Source organism: Bradyrhizobium centrolobii (assembly GCF_001641635.1).
Classification (GTDB): domain Bacteria; phylum Pseudomonadota; class Alphaproteobacteria; order Rhizobiales; family Xanthobacteraceae; genus Bradyrhizobium; species Bradyrhizobium centrolobii.
Window position 1 is genome coordinate 15,416 of record NZ_LUUB01000082.1, and the last position, 15,924, is coordinate 31,339.

General features: G+C 65.5%; 13 protein-coding genes. 8 read left to right on the forward strand and 5 right to left on the reverse strand.

The window, feature by feature from the left end:
- Complete coding sequence (locus AYJ54_RS30995; protein ID WP_063705099.1) at nt 1–354, reverse strand: hypothetical protein; 354 nt, start codon at nt 352–354, stop codon at nt 1–3.
- A gap of 167 nt (nt 355–521) precedes the next feature.
- Here AYJ54_RS30995 and AYJ54_RS31000 point away from each other — a divergent pair, with 167 nt between their 5' ends.
- The gene (locus tag AYJ54_RS31000; protein WP_063705101.1) at nt 522–1,010 is read left to right on the forward strand and encodes a DUF417 family protein; all 489 of its coding nucleotides are present in this window, start codon (nt 522–524) and stop codon (nt 1,008–1,010) included.
- A 19-nt stretch (nt 1,011–1,029) separates the two neighbouring features.
- Here the strand turns inward: AYJ54_RS31000 and AYJ54_RS31005 are convergent, their stop codons facing one another.
- The 3 genes from AYJ54_RS31005 to AYJ54_RS31015 form a co-directional block, all read right to left on the reverse strand.
- Complete coding sequence (locus tag AYJ54_RS31005; protein ID WP_136624044.1) at nt 1,030–1,761, reverse strand: hypothetical protein; 732 nt, start codon at nt 1,759–1,761, stop codon at nt 1,030–1,032.
- A gap of 44 nt (nt 1,762–1,805) precedes the next feature.
- Nucleotides 1,806–3,410, reverse strand: coding sequence for a tetratricopeptide repeat protein (locus AYJ54_RS31010; protein WP_063705105.1), 1,605 nt, complete (start codon nt 3,408–3,410; stop codon nt 1,806–1,808).
- 363 nt (nt 3,411–3,773) lie between these two features.
- Nucleotides 3,774–5,132: a hypothetical protein gene (locus AYJ54_RS31015; protein ID WP_063705107.1), complete on the reverse strand. Its 1,359-nt coding sequence runs from the start codon at nt 5,130–5,132 to the stop codon at nt 3,774–3,776.
- Between the two features lie 75 nt (nt 5,133–5,207).
- Here AYJ54_RS31015 and AYJ54_RS31020 point away from each other — a divergent pair, with 75 nt between their 5' ends.
- Nucleotides 5,208–6,404 (forward strand): MFS transporter, encoded by a 1,197-nt coding sequence (locus tag AYJ54_RS31020; protein ID WP_063705109.1) that lies wholly within the window; start codon nt 5,208–5,210, stop codon nt 6,402–6,404.
- Here AYJ54_RS31020 and dgcA read toward each other — a convergent pair.
- Entirely contained in the window at nt 6,374–7,369 is a 996-nt protein-coding gene (gene dgcA / locus AYJ54_RS31025) for an N-acetyl-D-Glu racemase DgcA (RefSeq protein ID WP_063705111.1), read from the reverse strand. The two genes, AYJ54_RS31020 and dgcA, sit on opposite strands and share 31 nt — an antisense overlap.
- Nucleotides 7,370–7,512: 143 nt before the next feature.
- Between dgcA and AYJ54_RS31030 the strand changes: the two genes are divergently transcribed.
- The 6 genes from AYJ54_RS31030 to AYJ54_RS31050 all read left to right on the forward strand — a co-directional run bounded on the left by AYJ54_RS31030 (nt 7,513) and on the right by AYJ54_RS31050 (nt 15,924).
- Nucleotides 7,513–8,646 carry an MlaE family ABC transporter permease gene (locus AYJ54_RS31030; RefSeq protein ID WP_063705162.1) on the forward strand — a complete coding sequence of 378 codons (1,134 nt, stop codon included), beginning with the start codon at nt 7,513–7,515 and terminating at the stop codon, nt 8,644–8,646.
- A 2-nt stretch (nt 8,647–8,648) separates the two neighbouring features.
- Nucleotides 8,649–9,431 (forward strand): ABC transporter ATP-binding protein, encoded by a 783-nt coding sequence (locus AYJ54_RS31035; protein ID WP_063705113.1) that lies wholly within the window; start codon nt 8,649–8,651, stop codon nt 9,429–9,431.
- Nucleotides 9,432–9,447: 16 nt separating this feature from the next.
- The gene (locus tag AYJ54_RS31040) at nt 9,448–10,323 is read left to right on the forward strand and encodes an MlaD family protein (protein ID WP_063705115.1); all 876 of its coding nucleotides are present in this window, start codon (nt 9,448–9,450) and stop codon (nt 10,321–10,323) included.
- A gap of 214 nt (nt 10,324–10,537) precedes the next feature.
- On the forward strand, nt 10,538–10,714 hold the full coding sequence (locus AYJ54_RS47965) for a DUF3311 domain-containing protein (RefSeq protein WP_063687922.1): 177 nt from the start codon (nt 10,538–10,540) through the stop codon (nt 10,712–10,714).
- Nucleotides 10,704–12,194 (forward strand): monocarboxylate uptake permease MctP, encoded by a 1,491-nt coding sequence (mctP, locus tag AYJ54_RS31045; RefSeq protein ID WP_063705117.1) that lies wholly within the window; start codon nt 10,704–10,706, stop codon nt 12,192–12,194. The genes AYJ54_RS47965 and mctP overlap by 11 nt, the downstream gene beginning before the upstream one ends.
- A 178-nt stretch (nt 12,195–12,372) precedes the next feature.
- Nucleotides 12,373–15,924, forward strand: coding sequence for a hybrid sensor histidine kinase/response regulator (locus AYJ54_RS31050; RefSeq protein WP_063705164.1), 3,552 nt, complete (start codon nt 12,373–12,375; stop codon nt 15,922–15,924).

Genomic DNA, 15,924 nt, shown 5'->3' on the forward strand with positions numbered 1-15,924 from the left:
TCAGGTGCTAGCCTCAGGGAAGCTCCGGGCGACCTCGATCGCTCCGACGATCGCGGCATTGAAGGCATCGAGGTCTTCCGCCGGAATCCAGTACTCCAGATGCGAGCGGCCGCCAGCCTCCTGTACGTCATACCTGTCGATGAAGCTCCGCTTGATCTCGAAGCGCGTTACGAAGCCAGAGCCGCTGGCCGGGACATTCCAGTCGCGCGCGATCTTGATGGCGTAGTCTTCGGTGAGGACCGGATAGAAGATCGGCTGGTCCGGTAGGCGAGGCGGGAACGCACGCATTCCAGTCTGTTGGATCAGCTCGAGTTCTATGGGGCCAACGGGGCGCCAGAGGGTGAGGGTGTCCATACGCTTAATCAGTTCGTTTGAAGCTAACGTCCGCTCTGTCCCACGTGTTCGTGATCCGGCGGAACCAGAAATCGCGTAACGATAGCACCTCCTGTGCGTAGTTGCCTCCAAGAAAGCAAGTCGGCGCACCAGCCGATTGGCTGAACGGGGAGAGCAAGGTGACCAACATGAAAGCCTGGTTCAATGTCGCCGAAAGCGGAGGCGGCTCTTATCGTCTATTGGCCATCCTGCGTTGGGTCATGGTTGTCATCTTCATATCGTTCGGCATGCAAAAATTCACGTTGCCGTCGGCCCAAGGCATCGCTCAATTCATCAACAACAGTCCATTTGTCTCGTGGTTATCGCTGTTCGGCCTCAGGGGAGAAGCTTACTTCCTCGGTGTCGTCGAGTTTGCCATTGCCGCATTGCTTGCGGCAGGTGCTTTCATCCCGATCCTGTCGGCCGTGGGTTCGCTGATGGGTGTGGTCACGTTTGCGATTACGTGGTCATTCTTTTTCACGACGCCTGGGGTCGTCAAATGGAGCCTATCGACGGACCCTGTGGCATGGAATCTGACAGGCGAGTTTCTGTTCAAGGATATCGTGTTGTTGTGCGTCTGCCTCGTCTTGTTCCTCGCATCGTTACCGCAGTCTCTTGTCCAATCACGGACTGACTAGGACGTCGTTCGCGGATCCATCATTCCACGCTGGATGGCCTTGTCCCCGTTCCGGCCCGCCAAAGCGCGAAGGCCCACCCGAGTTGGACGATGAAAAAGATGGGCCACAGCAACGACGGCCAGAGCCATGACAGGCCCGCATCGCCTGCCTCGAAACCAAGCGCGGGCTTAACCCACAGCTCGACGTCTTCTCCAACGAGGGGGCGTTCGACAGTGGCAACGTTGATGCTGACGACATTCGCGCCCTGATGGAGTTGTAACTTGTTCCTCTCCGCCGGCCACTTATAGACACCCGGCGAGAGCGAGAGACTGGACGTCAGCGTCCGCGTCGCCAGCGCGACGCCATGGGCGCTTGCCGGCATAGCTTCGTAAGTCACGGGGGCGGCGTCGAGCACGGATGCGACGATGCGGATCGCGCTTCCCGGATTGTCGAATTTCAGTATCCCCGACTCGCGCCAGTCCCCTTGGGTGGCGGGATCGCCCAGTTCCGGCCTGCGCCTATGATTGGCGCCATCGCGGAATTGCAGCTCCATCGACAGCGGGCCTTCGACAAACCGATAGACCTCGAACTCCTTCGAGTAGCCCGGCTCAAGCTTGATGGCGAACTCGTAGGCCTTGCTCGCCAGCAATCCGGCGCGGACATAGAGAATGAGGAGCAGGCTCGTGACGAGCCATGCCAGCCAGGATTTCCACCGAAAGCGAGCCACGGTCATTAGCCCAGGTTGCGCGTCTTCCTGGTTGTATTCGGACAAGTGCTAAGTCTTTGTTAGAATCGCTCTCTCGAATTGCTGCGCCATCATTCGCCGGTCAGCGCCGCCTGCACCTGCGCGATCACCTCGTCCCAGTCGCCGCGCCGGGCCTGACGGAACAGGCGCATCGTTGGATACCAAGGACTGTCGCTGCGCGCGAGCAACCATCGCCAGTCCGGTGCATGGGGCAGGAGCAGCCAGACCGGTTTGCCGAGCGCGCCGGCGAGATGGGCGACCGAGGTGTCGATCGTGATGACGAGATCGAGCGTGCTGATCGCTGCGGCCGTCTCGCTGAAATCGTGCAGCTGCGGTGCAAGGTCGACAATGCCGGGAGCACCGGTCAGGTCCGCTGTACGGGCGCCGACCTGGAGGCTGAACCAGCGGATGCCGTCGACCGCGAACAGCGCCATCATCCGGGCGAACGGAATCGAGCGGTTGTGATCGTTCTCGTGCTCCGGATTGCCCGCCCAGACAAATCCGACGGCCCGACCTTTGCCGGCAAGGCGCGCGCGCCATTCGTCCGGCGCGATCGCCGGTGCGCGCAGATAGGGGATCGGCGCCGGAATGCTGGCGGCAGTCGTGGCGAAGATCCCGGGCAGGCTCAGGAGTTGAGCCCAGCAATCGAACCGAGGCGGGTCGTCGTCCTGCGCGCACAGCGTTGCCGGGGCGAGCGCGTCACCCTCGAGCCGCAGCAGGCCGCGCGGCAGCATGAGATGAACCTTGCCGGCCTGCGATGCGACGCGCGGAACGTAGCGCAGCATATGCAGCGTATCGCCGATGCCCTGCTCGGCAACGAGCAGGATCGTGCGTCCCTCAAGCGGGCTGCCGTCCCAATACTCGCCTTGAATCGGCCGCGCGTGCGGCGTGGATGCGCGGCGGCGCCACTCGTATTTGCGCCAGCCTTCCTCGAAGTGCCCGAGCAGCAGCAACAGCATCGCCTCGTTGCGATGGGCTTCGGCGAATTGCGGCGCCGCGGCCGTGGCCCGGCGGTATGCGGCGAGCGCGTCCTCGTATCGGCCGAGTGCGCGCAGCGCGGCGCCGAGATTCTTCAAGGCCAGCGGATGGTCGGGGCGGATCGCCAGCACGCGCTCAAGCGAGGTCAACGCCTCCTCCAGCCGCCCGAGACAGAACAGGCAGGATCCCAGATTGATTTCGGCATCGAGAAAGCCCGGCGCCAGCGCGAGCGCGCGCCGGAAGGCGGGTTCGGCCGCCTCGTAGTCGCGTTGAAGCGCCAGCAGCATCCCAAGCTCCAGATGAGCCGGCGCAAAGTCCGGTCCAACCTCGGTGGCCCGCCGGCACGCGCGCAGCGCGGCCGCGTGATCGCCCGCCTCCGTAAAGAGCTTGGCGAGGATCACCGACGGCCGTGGATCACGCGGCTGGAGAGCATCGGCCTGCTCGAGATGCGCCCGCGCAACAGCGGTATCGCCAAGATGTCGTGCGGCCGAGCCGAGCATGAGCAGCGCATCGAAATTGTCGTGGTCGATTGCGAGCGCCTGGCGGCACAGAGCGGCCGTATCGGCGAACCGTCCTGCCATGCGCAGCTGGTTGGCCGCAACCAGCAGATCCGAAACGGCCGGTTTCGCTGCGAGCTCACCTGCGGCGGCGCCATGCGATTGCGCGCGCGCCGCACGCCTGCGCTCTCTACGGCTCATCGGCCCGGCACCCGCGGGTTTGACATTCGCTCGTCGGAAACGAGGAGGTCGTCTACTCACCCTGTGCAACACTATGATGAAGCCGCGGCTGCAGGCCGATACGACATCGGGAGCGTTTTGGGCTGATCCGCATACCGTCGTCGCGACGATGAGACATTTCACGCAACTGCCTCCCCAACGTCGTCCTGGCGAAGGCCAGGACCCGTAACCCCAGGGAGCAGTTTGGCGAAGATTCGTGGTTCGGTACTCCCACGGTCCGCAATCGATAGATTCCGCGGTATAGGTCCTGGCTTTCGCCAGGACGACACCGGAGATCGGGGCGGCTTGCCGTGCGCCATGCACAGTGTTGAGGGGCCCCACCCCTTACGAGAAGAACGCGATCTTCTCGGCCTGGGTCATGCGGCGGATCGGCGCCAACGAATCGTTGGCGGGGGCACGGGGCTTTTGCAGGATGCCGCTGGAGAGGATGGTCGCGCCGAGCGAGGGCTCGGACAGGGGCGACGGCATGGGCAGTGTCGCGGTCGGCGCCATGGTCAGGGGCGCGGTCGGCGCTATGGCCGGGGCCGGATGCTCCATCACCTCGGCGGCAGCTTCGGCGATGGCGTCGGTGAGACGCGCGAGCGATTCGGCCGCGATCGGCGCTTCGACAGCCGGGGCCTGTGCGGCGACCGGCGCGGCGGCTGGCTCTTCTGCTACCGGCGCGACGGCTGGCTCTTCCACGATGGGTGCCACGGCCGCCTCCGCCGCAATCGGCTCGCGGATGTCCGCGGCCATCTCCATCGGCTCGACGATCTCGTCGAAGTCCGGATCGGGCGCAGCCATCTCGAATGCGATCCGCTCGAGAACGGCTTCGTCCTCCGCCTCCGCGGCAGCATCGAACGGAAGCTCGTCAGTCGTCTCCGCGAAGGCAGCGGGCTCGGCGACCGCCTCTTCAACCGCGACATGGTTCTCGGCGACAGTCTCGGGCTCGCTGGCAACGTCCATCGCTGCGTTGGCAACAGAGGTCTCTTCAATGGCCGCCTCGGGCTCGGGCACGACGTCCTGCGGCGCCTCCGTAAAAGCAACGGGCGTGTCGCTTGCCCTCGTGGCAGGTGCGGCCTCGACAGGCGACACTTCCGCCACAGGCTGCGCTTCCTGCACCGGAGCCGGGGAGGGACGCGCCGCGGCTTGCGGTGCTGCGTCGCCGTCAGCATCGGTCTGCTCGATCCGGTCCTTGAGCAGATCGAACGCGGCCTTGAGCTCGGTGCGCGGGTCGATGGTCGAAACCTGCGCGCAGGCGCTCTCGATCGAGGCGAGCTGCGAATCGATCAGGTCGCAGATTCGTCCGTCGGCGCCGATCTCGCGCCAGCGCCAGGAGATCTCCTTGATAATGCGGATACCGCGATGAATCGGTGCAAGGCCCGCCGCGATCGCGGCCGGATCGAACGCCTTGCCGGCAGCGGCCTCCGTGTCCTCGACCGCGCGGCGGATCGCCACAAGCGCCTCGGGCAGGCGGTCCTCGACGACAGGTTGTCGTTGTGCCGCAAGGGTTTCTTCGATTTTCGCGACCGCATCGAGCACCATGCGGGTGTCGGCATTGCGGTTGCGCTTGGCATATTCGCCGAGGAACCAGCGGCCGCGCGCGGTCTCCATGAAGGCTTCGCGGATCGCGTCGTAGTCCTGCTCGTTCGGCTCGGCCGCGCGGGCAGACATAGGCGAGAGGGCGAATGCTTCATTGGCCATGGCAATCTCGTCGCGCAAATCAGTGCGCGTTACAGTAACGATCACCACGATATCGACCGAATCGCAATTGGTTTGATGGCACCCGAATCACAAATCCCCATCGCTGCACTCGTAAAACGCCGATTCGCCGTGCGGTTGGCGCTGTTCTATTCGGCTGTCTTCGCGGTGTCGGGCGCCCATCTGCCGTTCTTCTCGGTCTGGCTGAAGGCGATCGGCATCGACGCCGCCTGGATCGGCATCATCATGGCGTTGCCGGCGATGACGCGCTTCACCACGCTGCCTTACGCGACCGCCTTTGCCGAAAAGCGCCACGCCATTCGCGCCGGCATGACGGTTTCGGTGTTCGCGACGGCCGCGGGCTTTGCGGTGCTCGGCTTGCAGCAGCAGCCTTTGGCGTTGTTTTTGATCTACGGCCTGACCAGCGTGCTGTGGACGCCGACGATCCCCCTGACCGACGCCTACGCCTTGCGCGGCGTCGCCCGTTACGGGTTCGACTACGGGCCGGTGCGGCTGTGGGGCTCGGCAGCCTTTGCCGCTGGTGCGCTCGCTTGCGGCTTTCTGGTCGACACCATCGCCGCGCGCGACCTGATCTGGGTCATCGTCGCGCTCGCCGTCGTCGCGGCGCTCGCGAGCCTCGCGCTTCAGCCGCTCGACGATGTGCGGCGAAAGAGCGCGGAGGCGCGCAAGGGAACGGCGCTGCTGCGCGATCCCGCCTTCTGGGCCATCATCGTCTCGGCTGCGCTGATCCAGGACAGTCACGTCGCCTACTACACATTCTCGGCGATCAACTGGCGGGCCCACGGTCTTGGCGGATTGACGATCGCGGGCCTCTGGACACTGGGCGTGATCGCCGAAATCCTCGTCTTCGCGCTGTCGCCGCGCTTTTCGCTGCACGCCTCCTCGCTCATGGCGATCGGCGGTGCGAGCGGCGTCGTGCGCTGGATCGCCACCGCGAACGAGCCGCCGCTCGCGCTGCTCGCGATCGTGCAATTGGGGCACGGCCTCACGTTTGGGATGACCATCGTCGGCACCATGAACCTTCTGGTGCAGCGCGTGCCGTCGCATCAGATCGCGCGAGGGCAGGGCTACTACGCCGCGTGCATCGGGCTGTTGGGGGCGACGACCTCGATCGTGTCGGGCGCGATCTACGCGCGCATCGGCGAAGGCGTGTACGACGTCATGGCCGCGATGGCCGGTCTTGGTGCGCTCGTGATCTGGTCGGCGCGGCACCGGCTCAAGGCTCACCCCCAGAGCGAAGCCTCCGGCGGATAGACCAGGCTGTCGTCATAACGAAGCCCGTGATCGCGGTCGCGCGCCAGCAGCAGCGGTCCGTCGAGATCGACGAAGCGCGCCTGCGGCGTGACCAGCATCGCCGGCGCCATCGACAGCGAGGTTGCGACCATGCAGCCGACCATGATCTCGAAGCCGAGCGCCTGCGCCGCATCGGCCATCGCCAGCGCCTCCGTGAGGCCGCCGGTCTTGTCGAGCTTGATGTTCACGGCGTCATAGCGCTCGCGCAAGGGCGAAAGCGAGTTGCGGTCATGCACGCTCTCATCGGCACAGACCGCGAGCGGCCGTTTGATCCGCGCCAGCGCCTCGTCGCGGCCGGCCGGCAGCGGCTGCTCCACCAGGGTGACGCCGACCTCGGCGCAGGCGGCGAGGTTGTGTTCCAGATTGGCCTCGGTCCAGGCCTCGTTGGCATCGACGATCAGCTCCGCTGCGGGGGCGGCCTTGCGCACCGCCGCGATGCGCGCGCCGTCGCCCTCGCCGCCGAGCTTGATCTTGAGCAGCGCCCTGTGCGCCGCCTTGGCTGTCGCCGCCGCCATGGCCTCGGGGCTGCCCAGCGAGATCGTGTAGGCCGTGGTGCGCTCGCCGGGCACCGGGCGGTCCAATAGGTTCCAGGCCCGCAAACGCGCCGTCTTGGCTTCCACGTCGATCAGGGCGCAGTCCAGCGCATTGCGGGCCGCTCCCGGTGGCATGCCGGCTTGCAGGGCCTGCCGGGTCAGGCCACCGGCCACGGCCTGCTGCATGGCCAGGATGGCCCCAAGCGTCGCCTCGGGCGTCTCGCCATAGCGGGGATAGGGCACGCATTCGCCGCGGCCGGTGATACCATTCCGACTCACTTCCGCCACAACCGTGACGGCCTCCGTCTTGGCGCCCCGGCTGATGGTGAAGGTCCCTGCGATCGGAAAGCGCTCGATTCGCGCCGAAAGGGCCGGAACTTTGCTGGAAGTCATTTTGAACTCTGGCAATTTCTGAACCGGCTGATTACCTCTTGCAACTAACAATGGCCGGCTGGGGGTACCTTCTCTAGGTAGGGGCGCGTGCGCAACCATCTCTTTTCTGCCGCTTCTGATGCCTCGGCATGGGAGCGGACATCTTGAGCGGCGATCCGAAACTGGAGCGGATTGCGAAAGGCAACGCGCTGGCACTCTGCGCCACCGGAACCTGGACCGCGAGTTTCGCGCCGGTGCTGGAGCGGATGGTGGCCGATGCCGAGAAGCTCGCCGGCAGCCCGCAGATCATCTCCATCGACGTTTCCGAGATCGCCAAGCTCGACACGTTCGGCGCCTGGCTGATCGAACGGCTGCGCCGCAGTCTCACGCAAGGAGCCGTTGAGACGCAGATCGCGGGCCTCTCTGCGAACTATTCCAGCCTCGTCGACGAGGTGCGGCGGGTCAAGGCGACGCCCGTGGTCGAGACCAGCGCGGTCACCATCTCCGGGATGCTGGAGCAGATCGGCCGGGCCGTGGCCGGTGTTGGCGGCACGGTGGCGGGCCTCGTCGACATGCTGGGCGCAGTGCTCGCGGCAAGCGGCCGCGTGCTGATCCATCCGCGCTCGTTCCGCCTGACCTCGACCGTGCATCACCTCGAGCAGGTGTGCTGGCGCGCGGTGCCGATCATCGTGCTGATTACCTTCCTGATCGGCTGCATCATCGCGCAGCAGGGCATCTTCCATTTCCGCAGGTTCGGCGCCGACATCTTCGTCGTCGACATGCTGGGCGTATTGGTGTTGCGCGAGATCGGCGTCTTGCTGGTCGCGATCATGGTCGCGGGTCGTTCGGGCAGCGCCTACACCGCCGAGCTCGGCTCTATGAAGATGCGTGAGGAGATCGACGCGCTGCGCACCATGGGTTTTGACCCGATCGAGGTTTTGGTGCTGCCGCGTATGCTGGCCTTGGTGCTGGCGCTGCCGATCCTCGCCTTCCTCGGCGCGATGGCGGCGCTCTATGGCGGCGGGCTGGTGGCCTGGCTCTATGGCGGCGTCGATCCCGAAGCGTTTCTATTGCGCCTGCGCGATGCCATCTCGATCGACCATTTCATCGTCGGCATCGTGAAAGCACCGGTGATGGCCGCGGTGATCGGCATCGTCGCCTGCGTCGAGGGACTTGCGGTGCAGGGCAGCGCGGAATCGCTCGGACAGCACACGACATCCTCGGTGGTGAAGGGCATCTTCTTCGTCATCGTCATGGACGGCGTCTTCGCCATCTTCTTCGCCTCGATCGGAATGTGACGATGGCGCAAGAAATCCAAGACGTGATCCAAAATCCCATCATCCGCGTCCGCGACATCACCGTGCAGTTCGGCACGACCCGCGTGCTCGACGGCCTCAACCTCGACGTCAAGCGCGGCGAGATCCTCGGCTTCGTCGGCCCTTCGGGCGCGGGCAAGTCGGTGCTGACGCGAACCATCATCGGCCTCGTGCCGAAGGTCGCAGGCCACATCGAGGTGTTCGGCGTCGACCTTGATGCCTCCAATGGCGCGCAGCGTCGCGGCGTGGAGCGACGCTGGGGCGTGCTGTTTCAGCAGGGCGCGCTGTTCTCCTCGCTGACCGTCAGGCAGAACATCCAGTTTCCGATGCGCGAATATCTCAGGGTGTCGCAGCGGCTGATGGACGAGATCACCATGGCCAAGCTCGCCATGGTCGGCCTCAAGCCCGAGGTCGCCGAGCGCTTCCCGTCCGAACTCTCCGGCGGCATGATCAAGCGCGTGGCGCTGGCGCGCGCGCTTTCGCTTGATCCGGACCTTGTCTTCCTGGACGAGCCGACCTCGGGCCTCGATCCGATCGGCGCCGGCGATTTTGACGAGCTGGTCAGGACCCTTCAGCGTACTTTGGGCCTGACCGTTTTCATGGTAACGCACGACCTCGACAGCCTTTACACAGCTTGTGATCGCATCGCCGTTTTAGGGAACGGTAAGATCATTGCGGCAGGGTCGATCGCCGACATGCAGGCCTCGCAGCATCCCTGGCTGAGGCAGTATTTCCATGGCAAGCGCGCCCGCGCGGTCATGGGTTGAGTAGCCGGAGCACTTGATGGAAACGCGGGCGAATTACGTACTGATCGGGTCGTTCACGCTGGCGGTCATCGCCGCCGCGATCGGCTTCGTGCTGTGGTTCCAGTCGCTGCACACCACCAAGCAGCGCAGCCCCCTGCGCGTCGTGTTCGAAGGCCCCGCAGCGGGCCTCCGCAACGGCGGCAGCGTCAATTTCAACGGTATCAGGGTGGGTGAAGTGGTCTCGGTGAAGCTCGACAACCCGCGGCGGGTTGTCGCACTCGCCATGGTCGAGAACAATGCCCCGATCCGCAAGGACACCCTGGTCGGTCTCGAATTCCAGGGCCTGACCGGCGTTGCTGCGATCTCGCTCAAGGGCGGCGAGGAGGCCGCGCCTGCGCCGCCGCTCGACGAGGACGGTATCCCGACGTTGACGGCCGATCCCAACAAGCTCCAGGACGTCACCGAGGCGATCCGCGGCACACTCCAGAACATCAACAAGCTCGTTGCCGATAACCAGGAGTCGGTGAAGAAGTCGCTGAAGAATCTGGAGACCTTCACCAACTCGCTCGCGCGCAACTCCGAGCGGATCGATGCCGTCATGGCCAAGGTCGACGGCGTGATGCTCAAGGCCGACAACCTCATGCTCGGCCTCAACACGCTCGGCGGCGGCAAGGACGGCGGCGAGTTGTTCCAGGCGGTGAAGTCGATCCGCGAGCTCGCCGATGACTTCGACAAGCGCTCCGGCGCGCTGATGGCCGACGGCCGCCGCACGCTCGGCGACATCAGCCGCGCCGTGAACAATTTCGACCGCAACCCGACCCGCGTGCTGTTCGGCGCCAGCAACAGCACGCAGGCAGCTCCGCCACCGGCCGAGCCGCCGAAGCCCGCTGCGAACGAGCGCAAGCGGCAGTAGCGATCCCCATCCGTCCATTCGACCCGCGCGCGACAGGCATCAGTCTCGCGCGACGACCGCGTCGTGCGCACTGCTCAGGGGCGGAGGCGATACGAAAGTATGGGGGTCTGGCCGAGCCAAGGTAGGGGGAGGGGCGACCTTCGTTGTCAGCTATATCGCGCTCAAGTCGCGCTTCAAGCAAAGCGCGTCGAATTCACTCACAGGGGAGGAGAGCGTGATACGTCTGCTGCTGCTGTTGCCGTTCATCGGCCTGATGATCGTGCCGTTCTACAACATCCGGGAGCCCTATCTGTTCGGCTTCCCGTTCTTCTACTGGTACCAGCTCGCCTGGGTGCCGCTCACCTCGCTGCTCACCTACATCGTCTACAGGAGCGTGCGACGTGCTGACTAATGTCGATAGCGCGGCGTTCGCCGTATTTCTCGCACTGTTCATCCTCGTCACCGGCATGGGCTTCGTCGCCTCGCGCTGGCGCAAGCCGGAGACGCTCGCCCATCTCGACGAATGGGGCCTCGGTGGCCGCAAGTTCGGGACCTGGATCACCTGGTTCCTGGTCGGCGGCGACTTCTACACCGCCTACACCGTGATCGCCGTTCCCGCATTGGTCTATGCAGTCGGCGCCTACGGATTCTTCGCGCTTCCCTACACCATCATCGTCTATCCCTTCGTGTTCGCGGTGATGCCGGTGTTGTGGAAGGTCGCCAAGGAACGCGGCTACGTCACCGCGGGCGACGTGGTGCGCGGCGCTTACGGATCGCGCGGGCTTGAGCTTGCCGTGGCGGCGACCGGCGTGCTGGCGACGATGCCCTACATCGCGCTCCAGCTGATCGGCATGGAGGTGGCGATCAAGGCGCTCGGGCTCAGCGGCGAGGTGCCGCTCGTTCTCGCCTTCCTGGTGCTGGCGGTCTACACCTATTCGTCCGGCCTGCGTGCACCGGCGTTGATCGCCTTCGTCAAGGACATCATGATCTACATCGTGGTGATCGCAGCGATTGCGATCGTGCCGTCGAAGCTCGGCGGCTACGGAGCGGTCTTCAGCGCGGCGGATGCGGCATTCGCAGCGAAAGGCTCGGGCGGCGTCCTGCTGTCGCCGGCGCAGATCGTGCCCTATGCCTCGCTGGCACTGGGCTCGGCGCTCGCCGCCTTCATGTACCCGCACACGCTGACCGGCATCTTCGCGGCTTCGGGCGGCAACACCATTCGCAAGAATGCGATGCTGCTTCCGGCCTACACGCTGCTGCTCGGCCTGCTGGCGCTGCTGGGTTATATGGGCCATGCGGCGGGGTTGAAGCTCGCGAGCAACAACGACGTCGTGCCGGAGCTGTTCAAGACGCTGTTCCCGAGCTGGTTCGCGGGCTTTGCCTTCGCCGCCATCGCGATCGGCGCGCTCGTGCCGGCAGCCGTCATGAGCATCGGCGCGGCCAATCTGTTCACCCGCAACTTCTGGAAGGTGTGGGTCGATCCGAAGGTGACGCCGGCAGGCGAGGCGAAGGTCGCCAAGATCACTTCCATGCTGGTGAAGGTCGGCGCGCTGCTCGCCATCCTGCTGATGCCGACGCAGTTCGCGCTCGACCTGCAACTGCTCGGCGGCCTCTGGATCCTGCAGACGCTGCCGGCGCTGGTGTTCGGCCTCTATCTGAACTGGTTCTCGAGCACGGCGCTCCTCGCCGGCTGGGCCGTCGGCCTTGCAGGCGGATCGTGGCTCGCCTGGTCGGACGGGCTCAAGCCGCTGCACGGCATCGACTTCGGTGCCGGCACGGTTGCGGTCTACACCGGGGTGCTGGCGCTCGCGCTCAACATCGTGGTTGCCGTCGTGGTCAACCTCGTCCTCAAGGGCCTGCCGCAGGCCCGGCTGTCTCGCGAGGCGGCCTGAGGACAAATTCCGACCGGCGGCCGGCCATCCGGCCGCCGGTCCTGACCCGATTTATCTTGGTGCCTGGTCCGTATTCTCCGAGCTGAAATAGCCTTCCATGCGATTGAAAACGCTCTAGTATCCGCCCGCGTTCCGGGCCCGCCTGTGGGTGGGCGGATCGGTCTCGAGTGAGGATGTCTTGCAGGCGTGGTTCGTTCTCGCGGTCGCAGCCGGCTATGTGACCACGCTGTTCCTGATTGCCTGGTGGGGCGATCGGCGGAGCGTGGACGGGCCGCTGGTTTCGCCAAGATCCTGGGCCGCCGCGATCAGCTATTGCCTGACGCTTGCGGTCTACAACACCTCGTGGAGCTTCTACGGGTCGGTCGGTCGTGCTGCGACGTCCGGACTGGATTTCGCCACGATCTATATCGGCCCGACGCTGGTGCTGCTGTTCGGCCAGACGCTCCTGTCCAAGGTGATCGCGATCGCCAAGGCCCAGAACGTCACTTCGATCGCGGACTTCATCGCCGCGCGCTACGGCAAGAGCCAGGTGCTTGCGGCCTTCGTGACGCTCGCGTCCCTGCTGGGCGTACTTCCCTATATCGCGCTTCAGCTCAAGGCCGTCGGCAAGAGCTTTGACTATCTGATCCTGCAGCCGGAGCGGGCGGGCGGCGAGGCGTTGCGGTTCTGGCAGGACTCCGCATTCGGCGTCGCCGCATCGATGGCGCTGTTCGCGATCGTGTTCGGCGTCCGGCATGTCCACGCCAGCGAGCACCATCGCGGGCTCATGCTCGCCATCGCCTTCGAGAGCGTCGTCAAACTGGTTACGTTCCTGATCGTCGCGCTGTTCGTGCTGTTCGGCCTCTCCGGAGGGCCGGCCGGCCTGCTGTCGCAGTTTCAGTCGGAGCCGCAGCTTGCAGGGATATTGACCTTCGATCCCATGCAGCCGGTATGGCCCTCGACGATCATCATCTCGGCGATCGCCTTCCTGTGCTTGCCGCAGGCATTTCATGTCGCGGTCGTCGAGAACGAGGCGCCGAGCCATACGCGCACGGCGGCGTGGCTCTACCCGACCTATCTTGCGCTCTTCAGCCTGCTGATCCTGCCGATCGCTGCGACCGGGCTCGGCAGGTTCGGCGCGATGATGGACCCCGACACCTACGTCATCTCGCTGCCGATCGCGGCGGACGCGAGCACCGTCAGCCTGATCGCCTTCCTGGGTGGGCTGTCGGCCGCAACCGGCATGGTGATCATGACCTCCGTCGCGCTGAGCACTATGCTCTGCAACGACGTCATCATGCCGCTGCTGCTGCGCTCGCGCTTCTTCGGCCTGCGCGCGCAGAGCCGGCCGGTAACCTCGGTGCTGGTGGCGGTGCGCAGGCTGTCGATACTCGGCATCCTGCTGCTCGCCTATCTGATGCACCGCCTGGTCAACCAGTCTTATCCGCTCACCGTGATCGGTCTCCTGTCGTTCGTCGCGGTCGCGCAGTTCGGACCGGCGTTCGTCGGAGGCCTGTTCTGGCCGCGTGCCAACAAGACCGGCGCGTCGATCGGGATCGCGGTCGGATTCTGCATCTGGGCCTATACGTTGCTGCTGCCCTCGGCCGCGCCGCTCTGGCCCGCGATCGAGGAGATCGTTCGCCAGGGCCCGTGGCAGCTTGCCTGGCTCAGGCCAAATGCGCTGTTCGGCCTCGAAGGGGTCGATCCGATCTCGCATGCCACGCTCTGGAGCCTTGGCGCCAACCTCGTCTGCTTCCTCATGTTCTCAGCGTTCGGACGGCAATCGACCGTCGAACGCAACCAGGCCGCGGCGTTTGCCGATGGTGTCGTCCGCGAGTCGATCCCAAAGCTGTCCTCGCGCGTGGTGGTTCGTCTCGACGATCTCCGCGCGCTGACGCTGCGCTTTGTCGGCGTGGAGCGCGGCGCGACTGCCTTCGACGGCTATCTCGCGGCTCGCATGTCGGGTGCCGGGCCACGCCTCGATCCGTCGGGGCTCGTCGATCTCGACTCGATCCGGTTCACCGAGAACCTGCTTGCTGGCGCAATCGGTGCGGCATCGGCGCGCGTGGTGATCGCGGCTTCGCTGGAGGGACACTCGCTGTCGCGCCGGGCAGCGATGGCAATGCTGGATGCGGCCTCGGAAGCTCTGCGCTTCAACCGCAGCCTCTTGCAGAGCACGCTCGAGAGCGTGCCGCAGGGGATCTGCGCGTTCGACGCCGATTTCAACATCACGGCTTGGAACGGCCGTTTCATCGCACTGTTGGACCTGCCGCCGGATTTCGTGCGTGTCGGCCTTCCGCTGGCGGACCTCATCGCCTTCAATGTCGAGCGCGGCGAATATGCCGCGTCCGAATTCGCCGCGCTCCTGGTCAATCGTGACGTCGCCACGCAGAGCTGGCCTTATCTGTACGAGCGCAAGCGGCCGGACGGCACGGTGCTCGAGATCGTCTACGATCGCATTGCCGAGGGCGGCTATGTCTCGACCTATACCGACGTGACCGAGCGTCACCGCGCCGCGGAAGCCTTGCGGCGCGCCAACGAGGATCTCGAGCTGCGTGTCCGCGAGCGGACCGAGGCGCTCGAGCAGGCGAAGGCGGAGGCCGAGCAGGCCAATCTCGGCAAGTCCCGCTTCCTGGCAGCGGCCAGCCACGACCTGCTGCAACCGCTGAACGCGGCGCGTCTATTCCTGTCCGCGCTCGACGAGAATCTGCAGGCCTCCTCGCAAGCGGGCGGTGCCGACAAGGAGCGCACCCTGGCGAGCAGCGCGATCACGGCGCTACGCTCGACCGAGCATGTGCTCGATCGGCTGCTCGACATCTCCTCCTACGATGCCGGCGCCGTTCGCGCCGAGCCGTTCGAATTTCCGATCGCGGACCTTCTCGTGCAGTTGAATGTGGAATTCTCGGCGATGGCGCGCGAACGTGGGCTCGTCCTCCGCGTGGTCGATTGCGGAGTCACGGTGCGCAGCGATCCGCATTTCCTGCGACGGATCTTGCAGAACCTGCTGTCGAATGCGCTGCGCTATACACCCAAGGGCCGCATCCTGCTCGGTTGCCGGCGGCGTGGCGGCAATCTGCGCATCGAGGTCTGGGATACCGGCGTCGGGATCGCCGTGGAGGACCAGAAGCGGATCTTCGAGGAGTTCCGACGTCTCGCGCCCAGATCGGAGAAGGGGTTGGGCCTTGGGCTGGCCATCGTCGATCGTGTTTCCCGGCTTCTGGGCCATGCTGTCGATGTCCGTTCGCGCCCAGGACATGGTTCGTGCTTCGCCGTCTCGGTGCCGCGTGTGCGCGGACCGGGAACTTCGCTTCGGCGCAAGCCGGCGACCGTGACGCCGGCGCTGGCGGAACGGCCGCTGACGATCCTGTGTCTCGATAATGATGCGACGATCCTCGATGGCCTGACGGCACTGCTCGGCGGCTGGGGGCATCGTGTGCTGGCAGCAGCGGATGCCGCCGAGGCGATGGCCATCGCCGCAGCCAGCCCGCCGGATGTCGTGCTGCTCGATTATCATCTCGATGGGGAGCGCAGTGGCTTGGACTTTCTCGACGATCTGCGGCAGAAGTCGGCTCGCGAGGTCCGCGCACTCGTCGTCACCGCCGATCGCAGCGAGGCGGTGCGCAAGGAGGCGCGGGCGCGCGGCTGCGAGATCCTGTCGAAGCCGGTCAAGCCGGCGGCGCTGCGGCGCTTCCTCGGCGGCGAAGCCTTGAGCCGGCAGTTCGGGACGAAACAGGGGGCCCCTTCGGCGTAA

Excerpts from the sequence above, each read along its gene's own strand:
- AYJ54_RS30995 (WP_063705099.1), bottom strand. The coding sequence starts at position 354 with ATGGACACCCTCACCCTCTGGCGCCCCGTTGGCCCCATAGAACTCGAG.
- AYJ54_RS31000 (WP_063705101.1), top strand. The coding sequence starts at position 522 with ATGAAAGCCTGGTTCAATGTCGCCGAAAGCGGAGGCGGCTCTTATCGT.
- AYJ54_RS31010 (WP_063705105.1), bottom strand. The coding sequence starts at position 3,410 with ATGAGCCGTAGAGAGCGCAGGCGTGCGGCGCGCGCGCAATCGCATGGC.
- AYJ54_RS31015 (WP_063705107.1), bottom strand. The coding sequence starts at position 5,132 with ATGGCCAATGAAGCATTCGCCCTCTCGCCTATGTCTGCCCGCGCGGCC.
- AYJ54_RS31020 (WP_063705109.1), top strand. The coding sequence starts at position 5,208 with ATGGCACCCGAATCACAAATCCCCATCGCTGCACTCGTAAAACGCCGA.
- dgcA (WP_063705111.1), bottom strand. The coding sequence starts at position 7,369 with ATGACTTCCAGCAAAGTTCCGGCCCTTTCGGCGCGAATCGAGCGCTTT.
- AYJ54_RS31035 (WP_063705113.1), top strand. The coding sequence starts at position 8,649 with ATGGCGCAAGAAATCCAAGACGTGATCCAAAATCCCATCATCCGCGTC.
- AYJ54_RS31040 (WP_063705115.1), top strand. The coding sequence starts at position 9,448 with ATGGAAACGCGGGCGAATTACGTACTGATCGGGTCGTTCACGCTGGCG.